This is a genomic window from Pseudomonas wadenswilerensis (assembly GCF_900497695.1).
GTDB lineage: Bacteria > Pseudomonadota > Gammaproteobacteria > Pseudomonadales > Pseudomonadaceae > Aquipseudomonas > Aquipseudomonas wadenswilerensis.
Window position 1 is genome coordinate 456,557 of the sequence record NZ_UIDD01000012.1, and the last position, 23,546, is coordinate 480,102.

Consider the following 23,546-nt stretch of genomic DNA (forward strand, 5'->3'; position numbering starts at 1 on the left):
ATGCCTGTGGTTTACGCGGTGCGACCTATCGCCGGCAAGCCGGCTCCCACAGTGGCTGTGTACACCGGGCCACTGTGGGAGCTGGCTTGCCAGCGATGGGCTGCAAGGCAGCCCCACTCAATACTTGGCCCGCACGCTAAAGGTCAGGTTGCGCGGCTCGCCATAGAAGTTCGACCCCCACGAACTGTCCACCCGCTCATAGTAAGTACGATCAAACAGGTTGTTGGCCGTCAGCGTCGCCGACAGGTTCTGGTTGAACTTGTACCCCACCTGGGCCGTGGCGATGCTGTAGCCGCCCTGGACGAAGTCCACGTCACGTTTGTAGTAGGTGGCACTCACTGCCCGCACCCCGCCACCGACGCTGAAGTCCTTCAGCGGGCCATCGGCAAATTCGTAGCGCGTCCACAGGTTGAAGTTGTGCTTGGGGGTGATGGTGGTGCCCTGGTTGGTGTCTTCGCCACTCAGCGACTTGAGCATGGTGAAGGCGTAGCCGGTGCTGATGCTCCAGTTGTCGGTGAGGTTGCCGCTCAGTTCGGTTTCCCAACCCTGGCTGCGAATCTTGCCTTGCGGCTCGTAGTACTGGTTGTTGGCCACCAGCTCGGCGCGGTTCTCGTCGTAGATGCGAAACAGCGCCACGCTGCCATTCAAACGGCCATCGTAAAACTCACGCTTGAGGCCGATTTCGTACTGTTTGCCTTTGCGTGGGGCGATGGTCTGGCCACCGGCATTCACATCGGTCTGCGGCTTGAACACACTGGTGTAGCTGGCATAGGCCGACAGCTCCGGCGTCAGCTTGGCCACCAGCGCCCCGTAGGGGATGACCTTGCGGTTGATGCTGGTCTCGGTGCTGTTGAAGTTGTTGAAGAAGGCGTTGGCGTTGTGCGCATCGCTTTCGAACCAGGTCACCCGGCTGCCGAGGATCACGTCCAGCCAGTCGGTGGCGCTGATCTTGGTGCGGGCGTAGAGGCCGTACTGGTGCGATTTCGACCAGTTGCCGTTGTCCATTTCGTACTTCTGCTTGGGGATATTGATGCTGCCCGGGTCGAACACGTTGGTGTCGAAGTATTCACCGCCGCCGTAGGTGAAATCCTTGTCCAGGTGCTGGTACTCGGCGCCCACGGTCAGCTCGTGGGTACGGCCGAACGCTTCCACCGGAACGGTCACGAAGCTGTCCAGGCCCAGGGTCTTGATGTGGGTGTAGTAGGAGTAGGCCACGGCCGAGCTGGCGCCGGTGGCCGGGTCTACCGCGCCGTCGCTCCAGGTGAAGTTGCGGGTCGGGGTTTCGGCATCGCGGTAGGTCAACGAGGTCTTGAACTGGCCGCCGTTCTCCAGCGCGTGATCGACTTCGAAGAAGCTCTCCCAGACGTGCTCGTCCAGTTCATTCCACTTGGCATCGACGAAGGTCGAGCGCTTGACGTCCAGCAGCTTGCCGTTGGCGTAAGCCGGCAGGCCGAACGCCGGGGTGGAGTGGTTTTTCTGATAGGCGCCGCCCAGGGATAGCGTAGTGTCCGGGGTCACGTCGTATTCCAACCGGCCATAAACCATTGGCCGCTCGTTCTGGGCGTAATCGACGAAGGACTTGTTGTCCTCATAAGCGGTAACGAAGCGCCCGCGCAGGCTGCCGTCGCTGTTGAGCGGGCCGGTGATGTCCACGGTCGAGTGGTAGCGATCATAAGAGCCTGCCGACAGCTCGCCACTCAGGGCGAACTGCCCGAGGGCGCGCTTGCGCACCAGGTTGATGGTACCACCAGGCTCGCCGGCGCCCTGATACAGGCCGGAAGGCCCGCGCAACACTTCGACGCGGTCGAACATCGCCAGGTCGAAGCTGGTCATCAGGTCGCCCTGGCCAGTCATTTGCGAGACGCCATCGACCTGCACCTGATCGACCAGAAAACCGCGCATATACACGTCATTAAGGCTGGAGCCGGAGTTGTAGCTCTTGATCGTCGCCCCGGTGACCTGGCGCATGGCGTCCTGCAGGCTGTTCATGTTCTGGTCGTCCATGCGCTGACGGGTGACGACCGATACCGACTGCGGAATGTCCTTGAGCTTTTGCTCCCCCTTGCCGATGGTCAGCGCACCTGTGGTGTAGGACTGGCTGCCTTCGGTAGTGGCGCCCAGCACCTTGCCGCCGACCATGGTCGCGCCCAACTGCAACGCGGCGTCATCGCCCTGGCGTCTTTCCAGGGTTACGCTGTCGCGATCGATGTAGGTTGCGCTCAGGCCAGTGCCGGCCAGCAGCCGGGCCAGTGCCTGGTCCTGTGGATAACTGCCGCTCAAGCCCGGGGAGCGCAGGCCTTGAGTGACCTCGGCGCCGACCAGCACTTGCACCCGGGTTACCGCACTGAAGGCCGCCAGCGCCGCATCCAGCGATTGCGCCGGGATCTCAAAGCGATAGACCTGCGCTTGCGCGGCAGGCGCAGCCAGGGTCGGCAGTGCCAGTGTGCCGCAGCCCAGGGCAATGGCCAGGCTCAGCAGGGTCGGCACGCCGGGCAGGCGCCGGGTGGCGGTGGTGTGTTCCATCAGTGATGCTCCCCAGAATCGTCGAAGTCGTTAAGTGGCGCCGCACTGTCTGAGAGTGCTTATTATTTGCGCCTACGAGATCAAGGACGTCAGCTGCTGGGGAAACCCTGAAACTTTCGTAAGAATTTTTTCAGCCCTCACGCAATACGCGCAGGTACGAGGTGTAGTGCTCGGCGCGCAGGCCCAGGGTGTGGGTCAAGGCCTTGAGCACGGCCTCGGGCTTGTCGATCTCGAACACCCCCGAGACCTTGCGCTGGCGCAGGCTCTCGCCCAGCACCAGGGTCTGCCCCGGCCAGTAACGGTTGAGGGCATCGACCACTTCGACCAGCGGCTGCTCGCGGAATACCAGCTGGCGTTGGCGCCAGGCGAACTCGGCGGCCACATCGAAAGCATGCTCGGAACTCAGTTGAGCGCCGCGATACTCAACTGCGCGACCGGGTTCGAGCAGCACTGTCCGGTGATTGTCGGCGCTGACCTGGACCTTGCCCTGAGCTACCCGCACGCGCGTCTGGTCACCCTGCCGGGCCACGCTGAAGCGCGTGCCTACGACCTTGACCCAGCCATCGCCCGAGCGAATCACGAACGGCCGCGCCGGGTCATGACTGACATCGAACCAGGCCTCGCCACGCAACAGCCGCACCCGCCGCTCGCCAACAGCCAACTCGACCTGCAGCGCCGTGTCAGTGTTGAGCTGAAGTTGCGAACCGTCCGCCAGGGCAATGTTGCGCGACTCTCCGGTGCTGGTGGCAAAGTCGGCGCGCCAGCGGTCCGGCCAGGGGCTGTACGCCAGCAAACCGACCATCAACAACACTGCTGCAGCACTGGCCCAGACCTGCAACCGCGGCCGGCGCCAGCGCGCACGCTGGGCGTCGCGTATCTGCCGCGCCGGCTCACGTAACGCACCCAGCAGGCCAAGCACTTCGTCCCAGGCCTGGACCTGTGCCGGGCCCCGGGCCAGCCAGGCAGTGAAGGCCTCGCGCTCAGCGAGCGTGACGTCTTCGGCCTGCAGGCGGTAGTACCAGCCACTGGCTTCGGCGAACAGGTCGTCGGCATCCGTGGCGTGTGGGTCGGTCATCGGGGTATCCGTCGCTGCAATTGGCCGGCTCATGGGCACGACCTCGGCGTGCCGCTGAGCAAGCGCGCCTTGATAAAGGCCCGGCAGTCGATCAGCGCACGGCGCAATTGGTATTCGACACTACGCGGGGAAATCTGCAGCCGCTGGCCAATTTCCCGGTAGGAACATTCGTCGACATGATAAAGCAGGAAGATATGCCGGGTCGCCTCGGGCAGGGCCTGGATGGCCTCGTGCATCAGCGCTTGCTCCTGCAGCGCAGACAATTGCTCGTCGGCCCCAGGCGTTTCGCAGGCCAGCTCCTCGCTGGGTTCACCGCCGTCCAGGCGCTCGCGGCGAATGGCTTGGCGCTGATGGTCACGTACCAGGTTGCTGGCAATGGTGAAGAGAAAGGCCGGCAGGTTGTCGATCTTCTTGTCGGCAGGCAGCCGCGCCAGGCGCAGGAACGATTCCTGCGTCAGGTCGGCTGCCACCTGCGAATTGCCCGTGCGGCGCGCAACAAAGGCTTCCAGCGCTTTCTTGTGCTCGGCGAACAAGCGGGCAATCTGCGTATTCCACGAAGACACGGTACTTCCTGGCGGTGGACCTCAAGGTGAGCGCACGCTAGCAGAAGATGAGATGAATTCGCAATTGATATCTATTTTGCTTACTGAATCTGCTCCGGCGTAACGATCACCCAGTTCTTATCGGCCGTCACCGGCAACCCCTCTTTGGCCTGCGCCGCTGCATGCTTGGCGATCATGCCGTTGATCTGGTCCATGTACTTGGCCTTGCGATTTATCCACAGGTGGATGCCGCCCTTGGCCACGTCGACGCTATGGAACTGCATGTAGCCATCACTGGTTGGGGTATCGCCACCGACCAGCACAGGCTTTTTCCATTCATCGATATAGGTGAGGATCGCGGCTTGCTTGCCGGCCATCCAGGTCGCCGGGGTCCACAGGTACGGGGTCAGTTCCAGGCCCATGTTGGCTTGCGGGTCGTAGCTGCCGGCACTGATCTGCTTGCGCGCGGTGGTCAGGGCGCCGCTGCTGCGGTCCTTGAGCAGCAGGCTGACGCCGATCACGTTCTGCGGTTTGACGTTGTAGCCGTACTTGGGATCGGCGGCGACCATGCGCACCAGCTCTTCGGAGGCGGCGCTGATCACGTAGACCTCGATGCCGTTCGCCATCAGCTTGTTGAACAGCTCGGCTTGGCCTGCGAACACTTTCGGCGGCTGCACGTCGATGCGCTTGACCTGATCACCCTCGTAGTAAGTGCTCGGCACCGGCTTGCCCGAGGCCATCAGCTCGTCGACATAGCCCTTGAGCTCCTTGAGGGTGAAGCCAGCAAACACCTGGGCGACCCAGGGATAACAGACCATGTCGTCGATTTCGCAGAGCCGGTAGTAGTAACTGAACAGGCTCTCCTTGTGCTCGGCGGTGTCTTTGAAGGGGATGAGCTTGAGCGACGGATCGAGCTTGTCGCGGCTGAGCAGGCCCTTGTTCTCCATGAACGGCAGCAACGATTCCTCGAGGTCGAAGCGGTAGCTGGTGTTGTCCATGTCGAAAACCGCGTAGTTACCCTGGTTGGCATTGGCGGCAATCATTGTGTCCAGTTGTTTGGCAGCCTCGGCCGGCCAGTGCTTGAGTTCAGTGGCCCAGCTGTGCCCGGCCAGCAACAGGGCCAGGCCGGCGGCGAGGATTTTCGGAGCAGACGTCATGTGCATTTCTCCAGAAAAGTGGCCCGCCCACGCTAGCAAAGCCTGTAATGCACACCGACCCGACAGCGACACCGGCACGCCCCTGAGCGGCCACAAGCATTCTGTTTGCGACGCGGCGTTATTCCAAAAACGACTATCGAAATTCCATTTCGATATAAATTCGTTCGTTTTCATGCTGTTAGCATTTCTGTTCGCAATCGCACACAGAGGCGATGCCCCGCCTTTTTTCCTGGAGCTTCAATGAATCTGCCGTTGTCTCTCAATCTGCTGGCGTTCCTGGCCTTGCTGCTAGGCCTGGCGCAAACCCGTCATGGCAACTGGAGCCTGGCCAAGAAGGTCCTGGTCGGCCTGGTCCTCGGCGTGTTGTTCGGCGCTGCCCTGCATGCCATTTATGGCGCCGGCAACCCGATCCTCAAGGCCACCATCAGCTGGCTCGACCTGGTCGGCAACGGTTATGTGCAGTTGCTGCAGATGATCGTCATGCCGCTGATCTTCGCCTCGATCCTCAGCGCCGTGGCACGCCTGCACAACGCTTCGTCGCTGGGCAAGATCAGCTTCCTGACCATCGGCACCCTGCTGTTCACCACGGCCATCGCCGCGCTGATCGGCATCGTGCTGACCAACCTGTTCGGCCTGACCGCCGAAGGCCTGGTGGCCGGCACCGCCGAAACCGCACGCATGGCGGCGATCCAGAGCGATTACGTGGGCAAGGTCACCGACCTGAACATCCCGCAGCTGCTGCTGTCGTTCATCCCCAGCAACCCGGTAGGCGACCTGGCCCGGGCCAAGCCGACCTCGATCATCAGCGTGGTGATCTTTGCCGTGTTCCTCGGCATGGCCGCCCTGCAACTGCTCAAGGATGACGCCGAAAAGGGCAACCGCGCCCTGGCCGCCATCGACACCCTGCAAGCCTGGGTGATGCGCCTGGTGCGCCTGGTGATGAAGCTCACCCCGTACGGCGTGCTGGCGTTGATGACCAAGGTGGTGGCCAGCTCGAACCTGGACGACATCCTCAAGCTCGGCAGCTTCGTGGTGGTCTCGTACATCGGCCTGGGCCTGATGTTCGTGGTGCACGGCGTGCTGCTGGCACTGAGCGGCGTGAACCCGCTGCGCTTCTTCCGCAAGGTCTGGCCGGTACTGACCTTCGCCTTCACCAGCCGCTCCAGCGCCGCGAGCATCCCGCTGAGCATCGAGGCGCAAACCCTGCGCCTGGGTATTCCGCAGTCGATCGCAAGCTTCGCGGCATCGTTCGGAGCGACCATCGGCCAGAACGGCTGCGCCGGTTTGTACCCGGCGATGTTGGCAGTGATGGTGGCGCCAGCGGTGGGCATCGATCCATTTGACCCGCTGTGGATTGCCACCCTGGTGGCGATCGTCACCTTGAGTTCGGCGGGTGTCGCGGGCGTGGGTGGTGGTGCGACCTTCGCGGCACTGATCGTGCTGCCAGCCATGGGCTTGCCGGTCGAGCTGGTGGCCTTGCTGATCTCGGTCGAGCCATTGATCGACATGGGCCGTACGGCGTTGAACGTGAACGGTTCGATGACTGCCGGGGCGATTACCAGCCAGATGCTCAAGCAGACCGACAAGTCGCTGCTGGATGCGCAGGAGCATGCGCAGCTGACGCACTCCTGAGTCCTGCGTCGCCCTGAAGGGCCTCATCGCCGGCAACGCCGGCTCCCACAGTTAGTGCATATGCCAGACACTGTGGGAGCCGGCGTTGCCGGCGATGCTTTTCAGGCCTTTTCCCAGACCTCGAAGTGATACGCCGGCTTGTCGCCGTCAGCCGCATTCGGCTGGCTCGACGCCAACGTCCACTGCGCCTGATCAAACTGCGGAAACCACGCATCCCCTTCCGGGCTCAGCTCTACCCGCGTCAGGTACAGCCGATCCGCCAGGCCGCGCTCGATTGCCTGGGTGTACAACTGCGCGCCGCCGATCAGCATCAGCTCATCGACGCCCTGCTCCAGCGCCCATTGCTCGGCACGCACCATGGCTTCATCGAGCGAGGCGAACACCTCGGCGCCTTCGAGCTGCAGACCCGACTGGCGGCTGACCACCAGGTTCAAGCGCCCCGGCAGCGGGCGGCCAAGCGAATCCCAGGTCTTGCGGCCCATGATGATCGGCTTGCCCAGGGTGGTGGCCTTGAAATACTTGAAATCCCCCGGCAGGTGCCAGGGCATGCTGTTGTCGATGCCGATCACGCGGTTCTCGGCGAGGGCCGCGATCAGGCTGAGGGGGAGTGATGTTTTCATGCCGGCGAGGATAGCAAAGCCCGATCTTCGATGCCTGGGTTATGCTTTGGGCTGACTTGATCAATGGAAGACCGCGTGACTGCACTGACTGACCTGGACAAACGCTGGCTCACCGAAGCCGTGCGCCTGCGCGAAGAACATGCAGGCCCCTTGGAAGACCAGGAAGCCAACCGCCGCGCCCGCCAATCGGGCGGCGATCTGCCGGCGCGCATCGAAAGCCGCGCCCTGTGGCTGGCCGAACGCGACGGCATGCGCAGCGCCCTGCAGCACTGGAAACAAGGCGCACGCCTGGCACTGGCGGCCCTGGTGGTACTGGCCGTGCTCAGCGGCGCCGGCCTGGCCCTGGCGGCCCTGGGCGACAGCCAGCGCCCGGTAAACGTGTTCTGGGCCCTGGGCAGCCTGCTCGGGCTCAACTTGCTGCTGTTGCTGAGCTGGCTGCTGGGGTTTTTCCTGGCCGGCGAACAGGGTGCCAGCCTTGGCCGTCTGTGGCTGTGGCTCAGCGAGAAATTCGCCCGCGATGCCCAGGCCGCGCACCTGGCTCCCGCTCTGCTGGTGATGCTGCAACGGCAAAAACTCAACCGCTGGCTGCTCGGCCTGCTGGTGCACAGCCTGTGGCTGGTGGCCCTGGGCACGGCGCTGGTGATGCTGTTGGTCCTGCTGGCGACCCGGCGTTATGGCTTTGTCTGGGAAACCACCATTCTTGGCGCCGACACCTTCGTGGCCTTGACCCAGGCCCTGGGTGCCCTGCCGGCGTTGCTCGGCTTCAGTGTGCCGGACGTGGCCATGATCCGCGCCAGCGGCGACACTCAACCGGCACTGGAACTGGCCCGCCAGGCCTGGGCCGGCTGGTTGCTCGGGGTACTGCTGGTGTATGGCATCGTCCCGCGCCTGCTGCTTGCCGCCTTGTGCCTGTGGCGCTGGCGCAGTGGCCGGGCGCGCTTGCAACTGGACCTCAACCTGCCCGGCTACAGTCAATTGCGTGATGCCCTGATGCCCAGCAGCGAACGCCTGGGCGTCAACGATGCCGCGCCTGATGCCCTGCCGCAGATTGTCCGTGGCGTCGGCGAAGAACACAGCAATGGCGCCCTGCTGGTCGGCCTGGAACTGGACGACAAACGCCCATGGCCACCCGCCCTGCCAGCAGCGGTAAGCAACGCCGGCATCCTCGACAGCCGCGAGTCGCGCAACAAGCTGCTCGAACAGCTCAGCCGCTTTCCTCCGGCGCGCCTGGCGATTGCCTGCGACCCGCGCCGCTCGCCCGACCGCGGCAGCCTGGCGCTGCTCGCCGAGCTGGCGCGTAATGCCGGGGCCACGCGCATCTGGCTGCTGCAGGCGATGCCCGGCCAGGCGCTGGACGCTGACCGCCTGGGCGACTGGCACCAGGCCCTGGAGCAACTCGGCTTGAACTATGCCGACACCGCCCCGCTGAACTGGCTGGAGCATGGCCATGACTAAGCCGCTGAAACTGGCCGTGGTCGGCCACACCAACGTCGGCAAGACCTCGCTGTTGCGTACGCTGACCCGCGATGTCGGCTTCGGCGAAGTCTCCCATCGCCCGAGCACCACCCGTCATGTCGAAGGCGCACGCCTGTCGGTAGACGGCGAGCCGCTGCTGGAGCTCTACGATACGCCGGGGCTGGAAGATGCCATCGCCCTGCTCGATTACCTTGAACGCCTGGAGCGTCCGGGCGAGCGCCTCGACGGCCCGGCGCGGCTGGAGCGCTTTCTGCAGGGCAGCGAAGCACGCCAGCGTTTTGAACAAGAGGCCAAGGTGCTGCGCCAGTTGCTGGCCAGCGATGCCGGTCTGTATGTGATTGATGCCCGCGAGCCGGTGCTGGCCAAATACCGCGACGAGCTGGAAGTGCTGGCCGGGTGCGGCAAGCCGCTGTTGCCGGTGCTCAATTTCGTCGCCAGCAGCGACCATCGTGAAGCTGATTGGCGCGAAGCCCTGGCGCGTCTGGGTCTGCATGCGCTGGTGCGCTTCGACAGCGTCGCCCCGCCGGAAGACGGCGAGCGCCGCCTATACGAAAGCCTGGCCTTGATGCTGGAGCACTCCCGCAGCGCACTGCAACGCCTGATCGACGATCAGCAGGCCCAGCGCCAGGCCCGACGTGAAAGCGCCAAGCGCCTGGTCGCCGATCTGCTGCTCGACTGCGCCGCCTGCCGGCGCAGCGTGGTCGCCGAACCTGGCGCCGAAGCCGTGGCCATCGAAACCCTGCGCCGCGATGTGCGCCAGCGCGAGCAACGCTGCGTCGAAGCACTGCTCAAGCTCTATGCCTTTCGCAAGGAAGACGCTGCCAGCAGCGACCTGCCCTTGCTCGACGGGCGCTGGGGCGATGACCTGTTCAACCCGGAAACCCTCAAGCTGCTCGGTGTGCGCCTGGGCAGCGGCGTGGCGGCCGGTGCGGCGGCCGGGGCCGGGGTCGATTTGCTGGTCGGCGGCCTGACCCTCGGTGCTGCGGCGCTGGCCGGGGCGATTGCCGGTGGCGCCCTGCAGACTGCCCGCAGCTATGGCTCGCGCCTGCTCGGCAAGCTCAAGGGCCAGCGTGAACTGACGGTGGATGACAGCGTGTTGCGCTTGTTGGCGCTGCGTCAGCACCAGTTGATTCATGCCCTGGACGCCCGTGGCCATGCGGCGATGGAGCGGATCAAGCTGGCAACACCACAGGAGCAGACCTGGCGCGAAGGCAAATTGCCGGAAGCGCTGAGCAAGGCGCGGGCGCATCCGCAGTGGTCGTCGCTCAATCCGGGGGCGAGGGTCAATCAGGCGGAGCGTCAGGAGCAGATCGATGCTCTGCTGCTAGAGCTTTAGGGCGCTATCGCGGGGCAATGCGGGAGCGGGCTTGCCCCGCGATCAGTAGCTCCAACGCCTTGCCCTTGAGCAGCTGCAGATCAATCACCGGCACATCCATCTCCTTGGCCAGTTCGTCCCACTGACGCATGCGCAAGCTCACCGCACACAGTGGATCCTGCTCGAAAGCATCGGCCTCGGCCTCGATCATCACTCCACCCTGATACTCCAGGGTGCGCCGGCTGGCCTCACTCAAGCGCTGGTAATAGCCCGGCTGGCGCAAGGTCAGGTAGCGCTTGGCCTCGACGTGGTACTCCACCAGCCTGGCCAAACGCTCGCTGAAGCCGCAGCGGCGCAGGTAGTTGGCGCCTACCCGCTCGTGGCTGACCGCGCCGTAACCGCCCATGTCGCCTTCGGCGCCGCCACAGATATGGCCGATGTCATGGAAGAACGCCGCCAGCACCACTTCATCGTCATAGCCCTCGGCCAATGCCAGTTGCGCCGCCTGGGACATGTGCTCCAGTTGCGAAACCGGCTCGCCGATATAGTCCTCATGGCCATGCTGCTGATACAAGGCGAAGACTTCGCTGACTATCTGTTCGGCGCTAGGCATGGTCAGTCGCTCTCCTCCAGCAAGCGGGCGATATGTTGCTCGGCCAGGGCCGGGCCGACGCTCATGCCGACGCCGCTGTGCATCAGCGCGGCGCTGACACCCGGCACGACCTGCAGCAAGGAAAACGGCCCCGGCCCGCCAGAACCATAGACGCCCTGCCAGCGTTCGACCACCTCAATGCGCCCGCCGAGCGTCTGCTCGGCCAGCTCGATCATCCAGTTGTCGACCTGCTCGGCGTTGAACGGTGAAGCATCGCTGCCATAGGCATGGGAGTCGCCAATGATCAGCTCGCCATGGGGCGTCGGGCTGATCAGCAGGTGGATGCCGTGCTCCAGCAGGTGCGGGCTGTTGGCCTGCAGTTGCGCTTTCAGCGCCTGGGCCTGCGGCAGGTCGGCGAAGGCGCCGTAGTGCACGCAGCTCAGGCCGGTCAGCAATGCGTGCTGCAGGTCGAGTTTGAAACGCGGCCGGGTGCGCAGCATCTGCAGGCGACAGACCTGCGGTTGCAGGGCGGCGATGGGTTCGGCGAGCAAGGTCTGGTAGTCGTGGCCGGAGCAGACCACAACCTGTTTGGCGTTGAAATCTCCCGCCGTGGTCGACACCCGCCCCGGTTCGATACCGCGCACCAGGGTAGAGAAATGAAACTGTACATCCAGCTCCTGCTGCAGGAAGCGGATCAGGCTCGGCAAGGCTTCGCGTGAATACAGCTGCTGGTCTTGCAGCCCGCGCAAGGCGGCGCGGTGGTGGCGAAACTGGCCGCCGTACAGGTCGTTCAGGGCGGCGCCGCTGAGCAGTTGCACCTGGTAGTCATGTTGTGGCGCACGCTCGGCGCAGAAGGCTTCGAGCAGTTCCAGTTCCAGCGCGGTACGGGCAAACAGCAGCGAGCCATTGGCCTTGAGCTCGAAGCCGGCCTGATGCGCCCAGTGCTTCCAGATGCCGCTGCTGGCCTTGGCCAGCTCGAGCATCTGGCCGGGCGGTTGGCCGGTGACCAGGGCCTGGCCAAAGTTGCGCACCGAGGCGCCCAGGGGCGTGGCGCTGCGCTCGAAGACCCGCACCTTGAGCCCGCGCCGGGCGGCGGCGTAGGCGTGGGACAGGCCGAGGATGCCGGCGCCGACGATGAGTAGATCGGTCATCTGAGGTTCCTTGGAAAATTCAGTGGCCCCATCGCTGGCAAGGCCAGCTCCCACAGAGATATCTGCAACACAGAGGACCTGTGGGAGCCGGACTTGCCGGCGATGAAGCCAACCCGGTATTACTGCTGCGCCACCTTCTCCGACTTGCCGTCATAGCGCTTGCGCCACTCGGCGAGGATGCTGTCGCGGTTCTGCGAAGCCCAGGCGAAGTCGTTCTTGATCAGGCGCTGTTCATAGTCAGCCGGCAGTTCGGTCTGCGGCTTGGCGATGCCCGGCTGGGCCAGCACGGCGAAGTTTTCCTTGTACAGCTCCATGGCCGCCGGGCTTGCCGAAAAGTCGGCCAGGCGCTTGGCCGCGTCTTCATGCTGGCTGCCCTTGATCACTGCGGTGGCTTCGATCTCCCAGCCCAGGCCCTCTTTCGGCAGGACGATGTCCAGCGGCGCACCCTGGCGCTTGAGCTGCACGGCCGGGTATTCGAAGGAGATACCGATCGGGAACTCACCCGCCGCCGCCAGCTTGCAGGGCTTGGAGCCGGAGTGAACGTACTGGCCGATGTTCTGGTGCAGGCCATCCATGTACGCCCAGCCCTGCTTCTCGCCGAAGGTCTGCAGCCAGGCGCTGACATCGAGGAAGCCGGTGCCGGAGGACGCCGGGTTGGGCATGACGATCTTGCCCTTGTACTCGGGCTTGGTCAGGTCCTGCCAGCTCACCGGTTTGCTCAAGCCCTGCTTCTCGGCTTCGATGGTGTTGAAGCAGATAGTCGCGGCCCAGACGTCCATGCCCACCCAGGCTGGCGGGTTGGCGGCATCGCGGTAGTTGGCGCCGATCTTGCCGAGGTCTTTCGGTGCATAGCTTTGCAGCATGCCCTGCTGGTCGAGGATCGCCAGGCTCGACGCGGCCAGGCCCCACACGGCATCGGCTTGCGGGCGGTCTTTTTCGGCCAGCAGCTTGGCGGTGATGATGCCGGTGGAATCCCGCACCCATTTGATTTCGATGTCCGGGTTGGCCTTCTCGAAGGCCTGCTTGTAGCTCTTGAGCTGTTCGGCTTCGAGCGCGGTGTAGACCGTCAGCTGGGTGTCGGCGGCGTAGGCCTGCACGCTGAACGCAGTGAGGACGGCAGCGGCAAGAGCAAGTGGCTTGAACATGATGCGGTTCCTTTGAACGGTACAGGTTGGGAGAGGCAATCAGTGACCCGGCGCGCGCTGGCGCCAGGCTTGGGAGCGTTGCAACAGGCCGCGCGAGGCCCAGGCCAGGAGCAGCGAAACAGTGGCGCTGGTGAGCAGAATCAGGGTCGACATCGCCGCGGCGCCGCCAACGTTGCCGGCGTCGTCCATGTTCAACACGGCGACCGCGGCAAGGATGGTGTCGGGGCTGTAGAGGAAGATCGCCGCCGACACCGTGGTCATTGCCGAGACGAACAGGTAGCGGATGATGTCGAGCAATGCCGGCAGGCAGATCGGCACGGTGACCCGCAGAAAATGCCGGTACAGCGGCGCCTTGAGCGACAGCGCGGCGGCCTCGAACTCGCCATCGAGCTGGCGCAGGGCGGTGGTCGCGGTCATGTTGGCGGTGGTCAGGTAGTGGGCGATGGTGCACACCACCAGCAGCGCCATGCTGCCGTAGAACACATGCAGGGGGTTGCTGGCGAGGTTGAAGAAGAACACATAGCCCAGGCCCAGCACCAAGCCCGGCACCGCCATCGGCACGAAGCTGAGCAAGCGCAGCAGCAGGTTCAAGCCGCGCTGGCCCTTGGTTTTTTCCATCAGGTAGGCGCCGGTGAAAATCACCGCGCTGCCGATCAGCGCCGTACCCAGGGCCATGGTCAGGCTGTTGCGGTAGGCCAGCCAGCCGCCACCGGCGGTTTCGTCGAACTGGTAGTGCTTGAGCGACAGCGACAGGTTGTAGGGCCAGAACTTGACCAGGGAGGAGTACACCGCCATGCCCACCACCAGCAACAGCACTGCGCAAATCAGCATCACCACGGCCATGAAGCAGGCATCGCGACGCCGCGAAGGCTGTGGCTGGAACACTTGCGCACGGCCGCTCATCGAATCGCCCTGGCGCCGGCGCAGCCAGGCATCGACGGCAAAGCTGAGCAGTGCCGGCACCAACAGGACCATGCCGATCAAGGCACCACGGCCGAACTGCTGCTGGCCGACCACCGCCTTGTAGGCTTCCAGCGCCAGCACCTGATAATCGCCACCAACCACCACCGGCACACCGAAGTCGGTGATGGTCAGGGTGAACACCAGGCAGAAGGCGGCGAACACCGCCTGCCGGGTCGCCGGCCAGGTGATGCTGTGAAACGCGCGCCAAGGCCCGGCGCCCATGCTCGAGGCGGCATCGAACAGACGCGCATCGGCCAGCGACAGCGCCGACAGCAGGATCATCAGCGCATGCGGGAAGGTGTAGATGGCCTCACCAAGGACAATGCCCCAGAAGCCGTAGATATTGTCGCTGAGCAGCCCGCGCAGCAGGCCCTGATTGCCGAACAGGTAGACCAGGGCAATGGCCGGCAGCATCGATGGCGCCAGCAACGGCAGCAATGAGATGCCGCGCCACAGGCCTTTGGCCGGGATCAGCGTGCGCTGCAGGGCGTAGGCGAACAGGTAGGCCAGCGGCACCACAATGGCTGCAACGCTGAGCGAGACTTTCAGGCTGTTGCCCAGCAACCAGTGGAAGTTGGCACTGGCAAACAATTCGCGGGCGGCAACCAGGCCACCGCCCTGGCCGGCATCACTGCTGAAACCGCGCCAGAAGATCGCCAGCAGTGGCATCAGGACCGCGACAGTGAGCAGAAGCAGCAGCAACCACTTGCCGCCGACCACGAACAGTCGATCCCCCAGCGATACACCGGCGCGCTGTGCTGCCTTCGCGTGTGCGATCGGCATGGCGATTGGCGCGGCCATCTCAGGCAAACACCTGCAGACTGCGCGGCGGCAAGGCGACCCAGATATCCTGGGAGCCCAGCCGCGGCATCGACTCGGGGGCGACTTCGGCAAGCAGGGCATGGCCCGGCAGTTCGGTGAGCTCAAAACTCATGCGGCAGCGATTACCGAGGAAGGTGATCTCGCGCACCCGCGCCGGGAACAGGTTTTCTTCATGCACCGGCGGGTTGACGCTGATCGCCTCGGGGCGGCAGAACAGGCGGCCGCTGCTGGCCTGGTTGGCCCCGTCGGCCAGGCGCATGTTCAACGTACCGACTTGGGCATGGCTGTCGCTGTGACGCTGGAACGGCAGCCAGTTGCCCTGGCCAACGAACTCGGCAACGAACGGCGTGGCCGGCTTGTCGTAGATTTCCTGCGGGGTGGCGTACTGCTCGACCTGGCCGTTGTTCATCACCGCAATGCGGTCGGCCATGAGCATGGCCTCGTCCTGGTTGTGGGTGACCATCAGGGTGGTGATGCCGAGCTGGCGTTGCAGCTGGCGTAGTTCGCTGCACAGGTGCTCGCGAACCCGCGCGTCGAGGGCCGACATCGGCTCATCGAGCAGCAGCAACGAAGGCGCTGGCGCCAGGGCGCGAGCCAACGCCACCCGCTGTTGCTGGCCGCCGGAAAGCTGGCCGGGATACTTCTTCTCGCTGCCGCTCAGGCCCACCAGCTCGAGCATCTGCGCCACCCGCTGGCGCACTTCGTCGCGACCGCTGCCGGCCAGGCCGTAGGCGATGTTGGCTTCGACGGTGAGGTTGGGGAACAGCGCGTAAGACTGGAACAGAATGCCGTAATCGCGGGCTTGAGGTGGCAGCTCGGAGATGTCGCGGTCGCCGATGTACAGGGTGCCGCGGTCCTGGCGCTCGAGGCCGGCGATGCAACGCAACAGGGTGGTCTTGCCGCAGCCGGAGGGGCCAAGCAGGCACACCAGTTCACCGGCAGCGACGTCGAGGGAAACATCGTGCAGGGCGGTAAAGGCGCCGAAACGCTTGTGGATACCGCGCACCTTCATCTGTGCGCCTGGGTTTGCGACCGCAGTGTTCATGGCAGGACCTCATCGAACGAATGAGGGCCATGCTAGGCGGGCAATGCGAAGGTTCTGTGGCGCAGAGGCAAAAGTTGCCGATAGTGGTATAGGCAGATTTTGGTGTGATCTCGGTTGGCAAGGCTGCGCCTTGCATCGCTGGCAAGCCAGCTCCCACAGGTCCAGTACATGCAGTACCCTGTGGGAGCTGGCTTGCCAGCGATTATCTATATCTCTACCGCCGCCACTTCCTGAGCCAGGCCCAGGAACGCCGCCGGCAACCGCGCCTGGCGCCGCTCCTTCAGGCAATACAGGTATTCATGCATCAGCGGCGCCCCCTCCAGGCTCAGTACCCGCAGCTCGGGGTTATGCGGTACTTCATGGCGGGCAATGATGCTGATGCCGATATTGCGCAGTACCGCTTCGCGAATCGACTCGCGGCTGCCAATCTCCAGCAGCGACCCGACCTTCACCCCCGCCGCTTCCAGCATCTGTTCGGTCAGCTTGCGCGTGGTCGAGCCCTGCTCACGCACCAGCAGGCAGTGCCCGGCCAGCGCCGACAGCGGCAACGATTCACGGCTGGCCAGCACATGGTTGCGATGCACCGCCACCACCAGCGGATCGGTGCCCAGCACCCGCCGCACCAGGCGCGCATCCTCGACCAGTTGCGAAGACGCAGCCAGGTCCACCCGATAGTCTTCGAGCAACTCCAGCACCTGCTGGGAGTTGCCGATCTCCACCGACACCTCCACCTGCGGCAGGCGCTCGCGGAAGATCTTCACCAGGTCGAGGATGTAATACGGCGCCGTGGCGGCGATGCGCAAACTGCCCTGGCCCTGGCCGCTGTTACGCAGAAAGAACTCGATATCGGCTTCCTGCTGCAGCAGGGCCTTGACCATCGGCAGCAGCCGCGTGCCGTCGTCACTGAGGGTCAGACGGCGACCGCCGCGGTAGAACAGCTCGACCGCGTACTGGCTTTCCAGGTTGCGGATCTGCGTGGTCACCGTCGGCTGGCTGAGCCCGAGTTTCTTCGCCGCCAGGGTAATACTGCCCAGGCGGGCAACCATGTAGAAGGCCTTCAACTCGGAACTCAACATACATCCTCTATTTACGCAGCAGGCGCAGGCCGTTGAACACCACCAGCAAGCTCACGCCCATGTCGGCGAACACCGCCATCCACATGGTTGCCATGCCGGCGAAGGTGACTGCCAGGAAGATCGCCTTGATCCCCAGGGCCAGGACAATGTTCTGGGTCAGGATCGCCGCACTCTGGCGCGAGAGCCTGACGAAGGCCGGAATTTTGCGCAAGTCATCATCCATCAGCGCCACGTCGGCGGTCTCGATGGCGGTATCGGTACCGGCCGCAGCCATGGCAAAACCGATCTCGGCCCGGGCCAGTGCCGGCGCATCGTTGATGCCGTCGCCGACCATGCCGACCCGATGGCCCTGGGCGTACAGGTCTTCGATGGTCTTGAGCTTGTCGGCCGGCAGCAGGTTGCCGTGGGCCTGGTCGATACCGACCTGGGCGGCAATGGCCTGGGCCGTGTGCGGATTGTCGCCGGTCAGCATGACAGTCTTGATACCCAGCTCATGCAATTCGGCAATCGCCTCGCGGCTGCTCTCCTTGACCGTGTCGGCGACGGCGAACAGCGCCAGCGGGCCGGACTTGTCGAGCAGCAGCACCACGGTCTTGCCCTGGCGCTCGAGGGCATCGAGCCGGGCTTCGAGCTGCGGCGAGCACAGGCCGAGTTCTTCGACCAGACGGTGGTTACCGAGGTGATACAGCTCGCCGTCAATCTCGCCGCGTACGCCGCGACCGGCCAGGGCTTCGAAGGCCGTCACTTCACTCAGGGGCAGTTGCTGCTCAGTGGCGAACACGGCAATGGCACGGGATACCGGGTGGTCGGAGCGGTCGGCGAGGCTGGCGGCCAGCGCCTGGGCACGGCCTTCGAACAACGGCTCAAGCACTTCATGGTCGGTTTGCACCGGCTTGCCATGGGTGATGGTGCCGGTCTTGTCCAGGGCCAGGAAGTCGAGTTTGCGCCCGCCTTCCAGGTACACCCCGCCCTTGACCAGGATGCCTTTGCGCGCCGCCGCGGCCAGGCCGCTGACGATGGTCACCGGGGTGGAAATCACCAGGGCACACGGGCACGCCACCACCAGCAACACCAGGGCGCGGTAGATCCAGTCGAACCAGGCGCCAGCCATGAACAGCGGCGGAATCACCGCTACCGCCAGGGCGAAGGCGAACACGGCCGGGGTGTAGATGCGCGAGAACTGGTCGACGAAACGCTGGGTCGGCGCCCGCGCGCCCTGGGCCTCTTCCACCGCCTTGATGATCCGCGCCAGGGTCGATTGCCCGGCTGCCGCCGTCACCCGGTACTCCAGCGCACCGGCCTGGTTGATGGTCCCGGCGAATACCTTGTCGCCCGGGCCCTTCTCTACCGGCAAGCTCTCGCCGGTGATCGGCGCCTGGTCGATGCTCGACTGGCCGCTGACCACCTCACCGTCCAGGCCGATGCGCTCGCCAGGGCGCACCCGCACCAGCGCACCGAGGGCGACCTGCTTGACGTCCAGCTCACGCCACTGGCCATCGGCGTCCTGCACGGTGGCGAGGTCCGGGCTCAACTGCATCAAGCCGCCGATGGCGTTGCGCGCGCGGTCCAGCGAGCGCGCTTCGATCAGCTCGGCGACGGTGAACAGGAACATGACCATGGCCGCTTCCGGCCACTGGCCAATCAGCACCGCGCCGGTCACGGCGATGCTCATCAGCGCGTTGATATTGAGGTTGCCGTTCTTCAGGGCAATCCAGCCCTTCTTGTAGGTACTCAGGCCACAACTGAGGATCGACACCAGGGCAACCAGGGCAACCACCCAGGAAGGCGCCAGTTCGGCGAAATGAATCGCCTCGGCACCCAGCGCTGCCACACCTGCCAATGCCAGCGGCCACCAATGCTTTTTCACCGGTGCAGGCGCAGCGGCAGTTTCCTCGGTGGAATCGCTCAGCGGTTCAGCCTGCATGCCCAACGACGCAACCGCCTGCTCAATGGCGACGGTGTCGGCATGGGTATGGCGCACGCCGAGGACGCGATTGATCAGGTTGAACTCCAGCTGCTCGACCCCCGCCAGCTTGCCCAGCTTGTTCTGGATCAGCGTCTGCTCGGTCGGGCAATCCATGGCCTCGATGCGAAAACGGCTCAACCGCGCACCGGCGCTACTCGCCTCGCTCAGCTGCACCAGCGCCGGCGCGGCATCGTGGGAACAGCAGCTGTGGGCGTGTTCGGCATGTTCATGCTTGGCGTGATCATGGCTGTGCTCATGACCGTGGGAGTCTTTACCGGGGGTGTGGCTGACAGGCTGGTTCATGGGTTCATCCTTAAATGTCCTGTTGCCAAGTGAACACCCTGTAGCCACTATAGGGTCAAGCCACTTGTCGAGGTATTTGCAGATGAAGATCGGAGAACTGGCCAAGGCCACCGATTGCGCGGTGGAAACCATCCGTTACTACGAGCGGGAAAACCTGCTGCCGGAGCCGGCGCGCAGCGAGGGCAACTACCGGATGTACACCCAGGCCCACGTCGAGCGCCTGACCTTCATCCGCAACTGCCGTACCCTCGACATGACCCTGGAAGAAATCCGCAGCCTGCTGCACCTGCGCGACAGCCCGGAAGACCAGTGTGAAAGCGTCAATGCGTTGATCGATGAGCATATCCAGCACGTCAAGGCGCGCATCGACGGGCTGCAGGCACTGCAGGCACAACTGCTGGAACTGCGTCAGCACTGCCATCCCAAGGAGGTGCAGTGCTCGATCCTGCAGCATCTTGAGGTCAATGGTGCGGTGACGGCGCCAGAGGCGGAGCATTCACATGTGGGCAGAAGCCACGGGCACTGATTGAGGTACCTGTAGGAGCGGGCTTGCCCCGCGAGGCGATGTGAAAGACAGATCGCTATCGCGGGGCAAGCCCGCTCCCACAGACAGCCCAGCCAGTTCAGTGGCAGAACTCAGACCGCCATCGGCGCCGTCATCGGCGCGTGGTGCTCGTAGCCTTCGAGGCTGAAGTCGCTCGGTTCGATCTTCTCCAGCCACTCCGGCTCGTACACGCCGGTCTTGGCGAACTCCGGCACGCGATCATTGATCACCAGCTTCGGCGCTGCCAGCGGCTCGCGCTTGAGCTGTTCGTTGAGCATGTCCAGGTGATTCTCGTAGACGTGCGCATCACCGATGAAGTAGGTGAACCAGCGCGGCGTGTAGCCGGTCAGGCGGCCCATCAGCGACAGCAAGGCGGCGCCTTCGGTGAGGTTGAACGGCGTGCCCAGGCCCAGGTCGTTGGAGCGGATGTAGAGAGTCAGGGAAATTTCCCTGGTCTCGACATTCGGGTGGAACTGGTACAGCAGGTGGCACGGCGGCAGGGCCATCTCGTCGAGCTGGGCGCAGTTCCAGCCGTGAAACAGGATGCGCCGGCTGCCCGGATCGTTGTGGATGGTGTCGATGCACTGGCGGATCTGGTCGATGGCCTTGTACAGCACGACAAAGGCTTCGCCGTCTTCTTCGGCCTGGGCGATCTGCTGGAAGCCCTGGCTCTTGGCCAGTTCGATGGCCGCCGGATTGCTCAGCGGGATGCGCTTGTAGGCCGGCCACTGGCGCCATTGCACGCCGTAGATCTCGCCGAGGTCGTCATGGCCCTGGCGGAACGGGTTGGCCAGCCACTGGGCATTCTCGTTGGCGTTCTGGTCCCAGACCTTGCAGCCCAGATCGCGGAACTCGCCAGCGTTCTTCACGCCGCGCAGGAAGCCGACCATCTCGCCAATCGCCGACTTGAACGCCAGCTTGCGGGTGGTGATGGCCGGGAAGCCCTTCTGCAGGTCGAAGCGCAGCATGGCGCCCGGCAGGCTGATGGTGCGGATGCCGGTACGGTTACCCTGCAGGGTGCCGTTTTCGATCACGTCACGGACCAGATCTAGATACTGTTTCATGGCTTACCTGTAGCTAGGACGGCAGGGGATCGCCCTGCCGTGGAAATTCAAACGGCGGCCTTGGCCGTGGGTTTGCGGTTGTAGGCCCACCAGATCAGGCCGATGCCGCCGAGGATCATCGGCACGCAAAGCAACTGGCCCATGGTCAACCAGCCAAAGGCAAGGTAGCCAAGCTGGGCGTCGGGTACCCGCACGAATTCGACGATGAAGCGGAAAATTCCGTAGAACAGCGCGAACATGCCGGAAACCGCCATGGTCGGGCGCGGTTTGCGCGAGTACAGCCAGAGAATCAGGAATAATGCCACACCTTCCAGGGCGAACTGGTACAGCTGCGACGGGTGACGCGGTAGCTGCGCCGGATCGCTGAACGGCGGGAAGACCATGGCCCACGGCACGTCGGTGGCCTTGCCCCACAGCTCGGCGTTGATGAAGTTGCCGATGCGCCCGGCGCCCAGGCCGATCGGCACCAGTGGCGCGACGAAGTCCATCAGCTCGAAGAACGACTTGTTGTTGCGCTTGCCGAACCACAAGGCCGCCAGCATCACGCCGATGAAGCCGCCGTGGAACGACATGCCGCCCTTCCATACCTCGAAGATCAAGGTCGGGTTGGCCAGATAGGCGTGCAGGTCATAGAACAGCACGTAGCCCAGGCGACCACCGACAATCACCCCCATCGACAGCCAGAACACCAGGTCGGAGAGCTTTTCGCGGCTCCAGGTCGGGTCAAAGCGGTTCAGGCGACGCGAGGCCAGCAGCCAGGCGCCGCCGATGCCGATCAGGTACATCAGGCCGTACCAATGGATTTTCAGCGGACCCAGGGCCACTGCCACTGGATCGATCTGCGGGTAAGGCAGCATGGTGACTCCTCTCGTTAAAGCAAAAAGCTCAGGCCGACGCAGAACAGCAGCGCGGCGAATAGCCGTTTGAGCAAGCGTGGCGACAGTTTATGCGCCAGGCGCGCGCCGAAGCGGGCGAAAAACATACTGGTCAGGGCAATCCCGAGCAGCGCCGGCAGGTACACGAAGCCCAGGCTGTGCGCCGGCAGGTGCGGGTCGTGCCAGCCCAGCCAGATGAAACTCAGGGCGCTGGCCACGGCAATCGGGAAACCACAGGCCGAGGACGTCGCCACCGCCTGCTGCATGGGCAGACTGCGCCAGGTCAAGAACGGCACGGTCAACGAACCGCCGCCAATGCCAAAGATCGCCGAGGCCCAGCCGATGACGCTGCCCGCGACAGTCAGCCCGGGCTTGCCGGGAATGCCGCGGCTGGCCTTGGGCTTGAGGTCCAGGGCCATCTGCGCGGCGATCACCAGGGCGAACACACCGATGATCTTTTGCAGCATCGGGCCCTGGATCGCCGAAGCGGTCTTGGCGCCGATACCGGCGCCGATCAGTATGCCCAAGGTCATCCAGACGAAAATCGGCCACTGCACCGCGCCCTTGCGATGGTGTTCGCGGATGGCATTGACCGAGGTGAAGACAATGGTCGCCAGCGAAGTACCCACCGCCAGGTGGGTCAGCACCGAAGCGTCGAAGCCTTGCACGGTGAAACTCAATACCAGCACCGGCACGATGATGATGCCGCCACCAACGCCGAACAGCCCGGCCAGCACGCCTGCGCAGGCGCCCAGCGCCAGATAGAGCACGAATTCCATTGTCGCCCCCGTAAATTCAGTCCGGCATGGTAACGGAAGGTAGGCCTGCGGCTCTAGTGAAGACACATTAAGTCGATGGATCGCGTCAGGCGCTATGGGTAGAGTGGGCAAAAACACAGAGGTCCACCTATGTGTCTGATCGTTTTCGCCTGGCGGCCGGGCCATGCCCAGCCGCTGATCGTCGCGGCCAACCGTGATGAGTTCTACGCCCGCCCCAGCCGTGTACTGGGGGCCTGGGAGGATGCGCCCGGGGTTTATGCCGGGCGAGACCTTGAAGCCGGCGGCACCTGGCTGGGTGTCGGGCCCAACGGCCGTTTTGCCGCGCTGACCAATATCCGCGACCCGCAGCAGCCCCAGGGCACCCGTTCACGGGGCGAGCTGGTGGCGGCGTTTCTGCGCGGTGAGTTGGGGGTTGAGGCTTATCTGGACCAGGTCGCCAGCCGTAGCCAGCAGTATTCGGGGTTCAACCTGCTGGTCGCCGATAGCGTGCATCTGGGTTACCTGAATGCCCGGCAAGCCACGCCGCTGCTGCTGGGCGAAGGGGTTTACGGCGTGTCCAATGCCGGGCTGGATACGCCCTGGCCGAAGCTGCTCAAGGCACGGGCGGGGTTGCAACAGCACCTGGCCGATCCGCAGCCGGAGCGTTTGCTGGAATTGCTTGGGGATAACCTGCCGGCGGCGGACAGCGAGCTGCCGGAGACCGGCGTGGGGTTGGGTACCGAGCGCTTGTTGTCGAGCGTGTTTATTGCCAGCCAGAACTACGGGACGCGGGCCAGTACGGTGCTGATTGTCGAGGCGGATGGTCGGCGACGGTTGCTGGAACGCAGTTTTGGGCCGCTTGGCGGGCATCTGGGGGAGGTGTGCTTGCAGGTCTGACGCTA

The 23,546-nt window shown here is 64.3% G+C and carries 20 protein-coding genes; 5 read left to right on the forward strand and 15 right to left on the reverse strand.

The features are described 5' to 3' along the window. Nucleotides 1–117 precede the first annotated feature (117 nt). The 4 genes from CCOS864_RS26845 to CCOS864_RS26860 all read right to left on the reverse strand — a co-directional run bounded on the left by CCOS864_RS26845 (nt 118) and on the right by CCOS864_RS26860 (nt 5,297). On the reverse strand, nt 118–2,523 hold the full coding sequence (locus tag CCOS864_RS26845; RefSeq protein WP_115089425.1) for a TonB-dependent siderophore receptor: 2,406 nt from the start codon (nt 2,521–2,523) through the stop codon (nt 118–120). A 130-nt stretch (nt 2,524–2,653) separates the two neighbouring features. Next, nucleotides 2,654–3,598, reverse strand: coding sequence for a FecR family protein (locus tag CCOS864_RS26850; protein ID WP_115089426.1), 945 nt, complete (start codon nt 3,596–3,598; stop codon nt 2,654–2,656). Between the two features lie 29 nt (nt 3,599–3,627). Further along, a complete protein-coding gene (locus CCOS864_RS26855; protein WP_115089427.1) occupies nt 3,628–4,161 on the reverse strand; it encodes an RNA polymerase sigma factor in 534 nt (177 codons plus the stop codon). Between the two features lie 80 nt (nt 4,162–4,241). After that, on the reverse strand, nt 4,242–5,297 hold the full coding sequence (locus CCOS864_RS26860; protein ID WP_115089428.1) for an HAD family hydrolase: 1,056 nt from the start codon (nt 5,295–5,297) through the stop codon (nt 4,242–4,244). Nucleotides 5,298–5,537: 240 nt separating this feature from the next. Here CCOS864_RS26860 and CCOS864_RS26865 point away from each other — a divergent pair, with 240 nt between their 5' ends. Next, a complete protein-coding gene (locus CCOS864_RS26865) occupies nt 5,538–6,929 on the forward strand; it encodes an L-cystine transporter (protein WP_115089429.1) in 1,392 nt (463 codons plus the stop codon). A gap of 101 nt (nt 6,930–7,030) precedes the next feature. On the opposite strand, the gene CCOS864_RS26870 is transcribed toward CCOS864_RS26865, so the two are convergent. Further along, nucleotides 7,031–7,549 (reverse strand): dihydrofolate reductase, encoded by a 519-nt coding sequence (locus CCOS864_RS26870; protein ID WP_115089430.1) that lies wholly within the window; start codon nt 7,547–7,549, stop codon nt 7,031–7,033. 63 nt (nt 7,550–7,612) lie between these two features. Between CCOS864_RS26870 and CCOS864_RS26875 the strand changes: the two genes are divergently transcribed. Together CCOS864_RS26875 and CCOS864_RS26880 are read left to right on the forward strand one after the other, a co-directional pair. Further along, nucleotides 7,613–9,004: a DUF2868 domain-containing protein gene (locus CCOS864_RS26875; protein WP_115089431.1), complete on the forward strand. Its 1,392-nt coding sequence runs from the start codon at nt 7,613–7,615 to the stop codon at nt 9,002–9,004. Next, complete coding sequence (locus tag CCOS864_RS26880) at nt 8,997–10,361, forward strand: GTPase/DUF3482 domain-containing protein (RefSeq protein WP_115089432.1); 1,365 nt, start codon at nt 8,997–8,999, stop codon at nt 10,359–10,361. The genes CCOS864_RS26875 and CCOS864_RS26880 overlap by 8 nt, the downstream gene beginning before the upstream one ends. Nucleotides 10,362–10,365: 4 nt before the next feature. Here CCOS864_RS26880 and CCOS864_RS26885 read toward each other — a convergent pair whose 3' ends face one another. The 7 genes from CCOS864_RS26885 to CCOS864_RS26915 form a co-directional block, all read right to left on the reverse strand. Then, nucleotides 10,366–10,953 carry a phosphonate degradation HD-domain oxygenase gene (locus CCOS864_RS26885; RefSeq protein WP_115089433.1) on the reverse strand — a complete coding sequence of 196 codons (588 nt, stop codon included), beginning with the start codon at nt 10,951–10,953 and terminating at the stop codon, nt 10,366–10,368. A 2-nt stretch (nt 10,954–10,955) separates the two neighbouring features. Then, the gene (locus tag CCOS864_RS26890; RefSeq protein ID WP_115089434.1) at nt 10,956–12,083 is read right to left on the reverse strand and encodes a TIGR03364 family FAD-dependent oxidoreductase; all 1,128 of its coding nucleotides are present in this window, start codon (nt 12,081–12,083) and stop codon (nt 10,956–10,958) included. A 119-nt stretch (nt 12,084–12,202) separates the two neighbouring features. Continuing rightward, a complete protein-coding gene (locus tag CCOS864_RS26895; protein WP_115089435.1) occupies nt 12,203–13,228 on the reverse strand; it encodes a putative 2-aminoethylphosphonate ABC transporter substrate-binding protein in 1,026 nt (341 codons plus the stop codon). A gap of 39 nt (nt 13,229–13,267) precedes the next feature. Continuing rightward, a complete protein-coding gene (locus CCOS864_RS26900; RefSeq protein WP_115089436.1) occupies nt 13,268–14,992 on the reverse strand; it encodes a putative 2-aminoethylphosphonate ABC transporter permease subunit in 1,725 nt (574 codons plus the stop codon). A 1-nt stretch (nt 14,993) separates the two neighbouring features. Continuing rightward, nucleotides 14,994–16,058 carry a putative 2-aminoethylphosphonate ABC transporter ATP-binding protein gene (locus tag CCOS864_RS26905; RefSeq protein WP_115089437.1) on the reverse strand — a complete coding sequence of 355 codons (1,065 nt, stop codon included), beginning with the start codon at nt 16,056–16,058 and terminating at the stop codon, nt 14,994–14,996. A 206-nt stretch (nt 16,059–16,264) separates the two neighbouring features. Next, a complete protein-coding gene (locus CCOS864_RS26910; protein WP_045201837.1) occupies nt 16,265–17,134 on the reverse strand; it encodes a LysR family transcriptional regulator in 870 nt (289 codons plus the stop codon). Nucleotides 17,135–17,141: 7 nt separating this feature from the next. Continuing rightward, a complete protein-coding gene (locus CCOS864_RS26915) occupies nt 17,142–19,403 on the reverse strand; it encodes a heavy metal translocating P-type ATPase (protein WP_115089438.1) in 2,262 nt (753 codons plus the stop codon). An 82-nt stretch (nt 19,404–19,485) separates the two neighbouring features. On the opposite strand from CCOS864_RS26915, the gene cadR reads away from it, so the two are divergent. Beyond that, on the forward strand, nt 19,486–19,929 hold the full coding sequence (gene cadR, locus CCOS864_RS26920; RefSeq protein WP_010222147.1) for a Cd(II)/Pb(II)-responsive transcriptional regulator: 444 nt from the start codon (nt 19,486–19,488) through the stop codon (nt 19,927–19,929). A 110-nt stretch (nt 19,930–20,039) separates the two neighbouring features. Here cadR and CCOS864_RS26925 read toward each other — a convergent pair whose 3' ends face one another. From CCOS864_RS26925 to CCOS864_RS26935, 3 genes are read right to left on the reverse strand one after another with little or no spacing between them, the layout of a single operon-like run. Further along, nucleotides 20,040–21,011 carry a thymidylate synthase gene (locus CCOS864_RS26925; RefSeq protein ID WP_115089439.1) on the reverse strand — a complete coding sequence of 324 codons (972 nt, stop codon included), beginning with the start codon at nt 21,009–21,011 and terminating at the stop codon, nt 20,040–20,042. Nucleotides 21,012–21,058: 47 nt separating this feature from the next. Next, nucleotides 21,059–21,868 carry a prolipoprotein diacylglyceryl transferase gene (gene lgt / locus CCOS864_RS26930; RefSeq protein WP_115089440.1) on the reverse strand — a complete coding sequence of 270 codons (810 nt, stop codon included), beginning with the start codon at nt 21,866–21,868 and terminating at the stop codon, nt 21,059–21,061. Nucleotides 21,869–21,882: 14 nt separating this feature from the next. Continuing rightward, on the reverse strand, nt 21,883–22,665 hold the full coding sequence (locus tag CCOS864_RS26935) for a sulfite exporter TauE/SafE family protein (protein ID WP_115089441.1): 783 nt from the start codon (nt 22,663–22,665) through the stop codon (nt 21,883–21,885). A gap of 129 nt (nt 22,666–22,794) precedes the next feature. Here CCOS864_RS26935 and CCOS864_RS26940 point away from each other — a divergent pair, with 129 nt between their 5' ends. Beyond that, nucleotides 22,795–23,541: an NRDE family protein gene (locus tag CCOS864_RS26940; RefSeq protein ID WP_115089442.1), complete on the forward strand. Its 747-nt coding sequence runs from the start codon at nt 22,795–22,797 to the stop codon at nt 23,539–23,541. The last annotated feature ends 5 nt before the right edge of the window (nt 23,542–23,546 follow it).

Excerpts from the sequence above, each read along its gene's own strand:
- CCOS864_RS26875 (WP_115089431.1), top strand. The coding sequence starts at position 7,613 with ATGGAAGACCGCGTGACTGCACTGACTGACCTGGACAAACGCTGGCTC.
- CCOS864_RS26885 (WP_115089433.1), bottom strand. The coding sequence starts at position 10,953 with ATGCCTAGCGCCGAACAGATAGTCAGCGAAGTCTTCGCCTTGTATCAG.
- lgt (WP_115089440.1), bottom strand. The coding sequence starts at position 21,868 with ATGCTGCCTTACCCGCAGATCGATCCAGTGGCAGTGGCCCTGGGTCCG.
- CCOS864_RS26860 (WP_115089428.1), bottom strand. The coding sequence starts at position 5,297 with ATGACGTCTGCTCCGAAAATCCTCGCCGCCGGCCTGGCCCTGTTGCTG.
- CCOS864_RS26910 (WP_045201837.1), bottom strand. The coding sequence starts at position 17,134 with ATGTTGAGTTCCGAGTTGAAGGCCTTCTACATGGTTGCCCGCCTGGGC.
- CCOS864_RS26925 (WP_115089439.1), bottom strand. The coding sequence starts at position 21,011 with ATGAAACAGTATCTAGATCTGGTCCGTGACGTGATCGAAAACGGCACC.
- CCOS864_RS26870 (WP_115089430.1), bottom strand. The coding sequence starts at position 7,549 with ATGAAAACATCACTCCCCCTCAGCCTGATCGCGGCCCTCGCCGAGAAC.
- CCOS864_RS26865 (WP_115089429.1), top strand. The coding sequence starts at position 5,538 with ATGAATCTGCCGTTGTCTCTCAATCTGCTGGCGTTCCTGGCCTTGCTG.
- CCOS864_RS26905 (WP_115089437.1), bottom strand. The coding sequence starts at position 16,058 with ATGAACACTGCGGTCGCAAACCCAGGCGCACAGATGAAGGTGCGCGGT.
- CCOS864_RS26940 (WP_115089442.1), top strand. The coding sequence starts at position 22,795 with ATGTGTCTGATCGTTTTCGCCTGGCGGCCGGGCCATGCCCAGCCGCTG.
- CCOS864_RS26915 (WP_115089438.1), bottom strand. The coding sequence starts at position 19,403 with ATGAACCAGCCTGTCAGCCACACCCCCGGTAAAGACTCCCACGGTCAT.
- CCOS864_RS26845 (WP_115089425.1), bottom strand. The coding sequence starts at position 2,523 with ATGGAACACACCACCGCCACCCGGCGCCTGCCCGGCGTGCCGACCCTG.
- CCOS864_RS26935 (WP_115089441.1), bottom strand. The coding sequence starts at position 22,665 with ATGGAATTCGTGCTCTATCTGGCGCTGGGCGCCTGCGCAGGCGTGCTG.
- CCOS864_RS26880 (WP_115089432.1), top strand. The coding sequence starts at position 8,997 with ATGACTAAGCCGCTGAAACTGGCCGTGGTCGGCCACACCAACGTCGGC.
- CCOS864_RS26895 (WP_115089435.1), bottom strand. The coding sequence starts at position 13,228 with ATGTTCAAGCCACTTGCTCTTGCCGCTGCCGTCCTCACTGCGTTCAGC.
- CCOS864_RS26900 (WP_115089436.1), bottom strand. The coding sequence starts at position 14,992 with ATGGCCGCGCCAATCGCCATGCCGATCGCACACGCGAAGGCAGCACAG.
- cadR (WP_010222147.1), top strand. The coding sequence starts at position 19,486 with ATGAAGATCGGAGAACTGGCCAAGGCCACCGATTGCGCGGTGGAAACC.
- CCOS864_RS26850 (WP_115089426.1), bottom strand. The coding sequence starts at position 3,598 with ATGACCGACCCACACGCCACGGATGCCGACGACCTGTTCGCCGAAGCC.
- CCOS864_RS26890 (WP_115089434.1), bottom strand. The coding sequence starts at position 12,083 with ATGACCGATCTACTCATCGTCGGCGCCGGCATCCTCGGCCTGTCCCAC.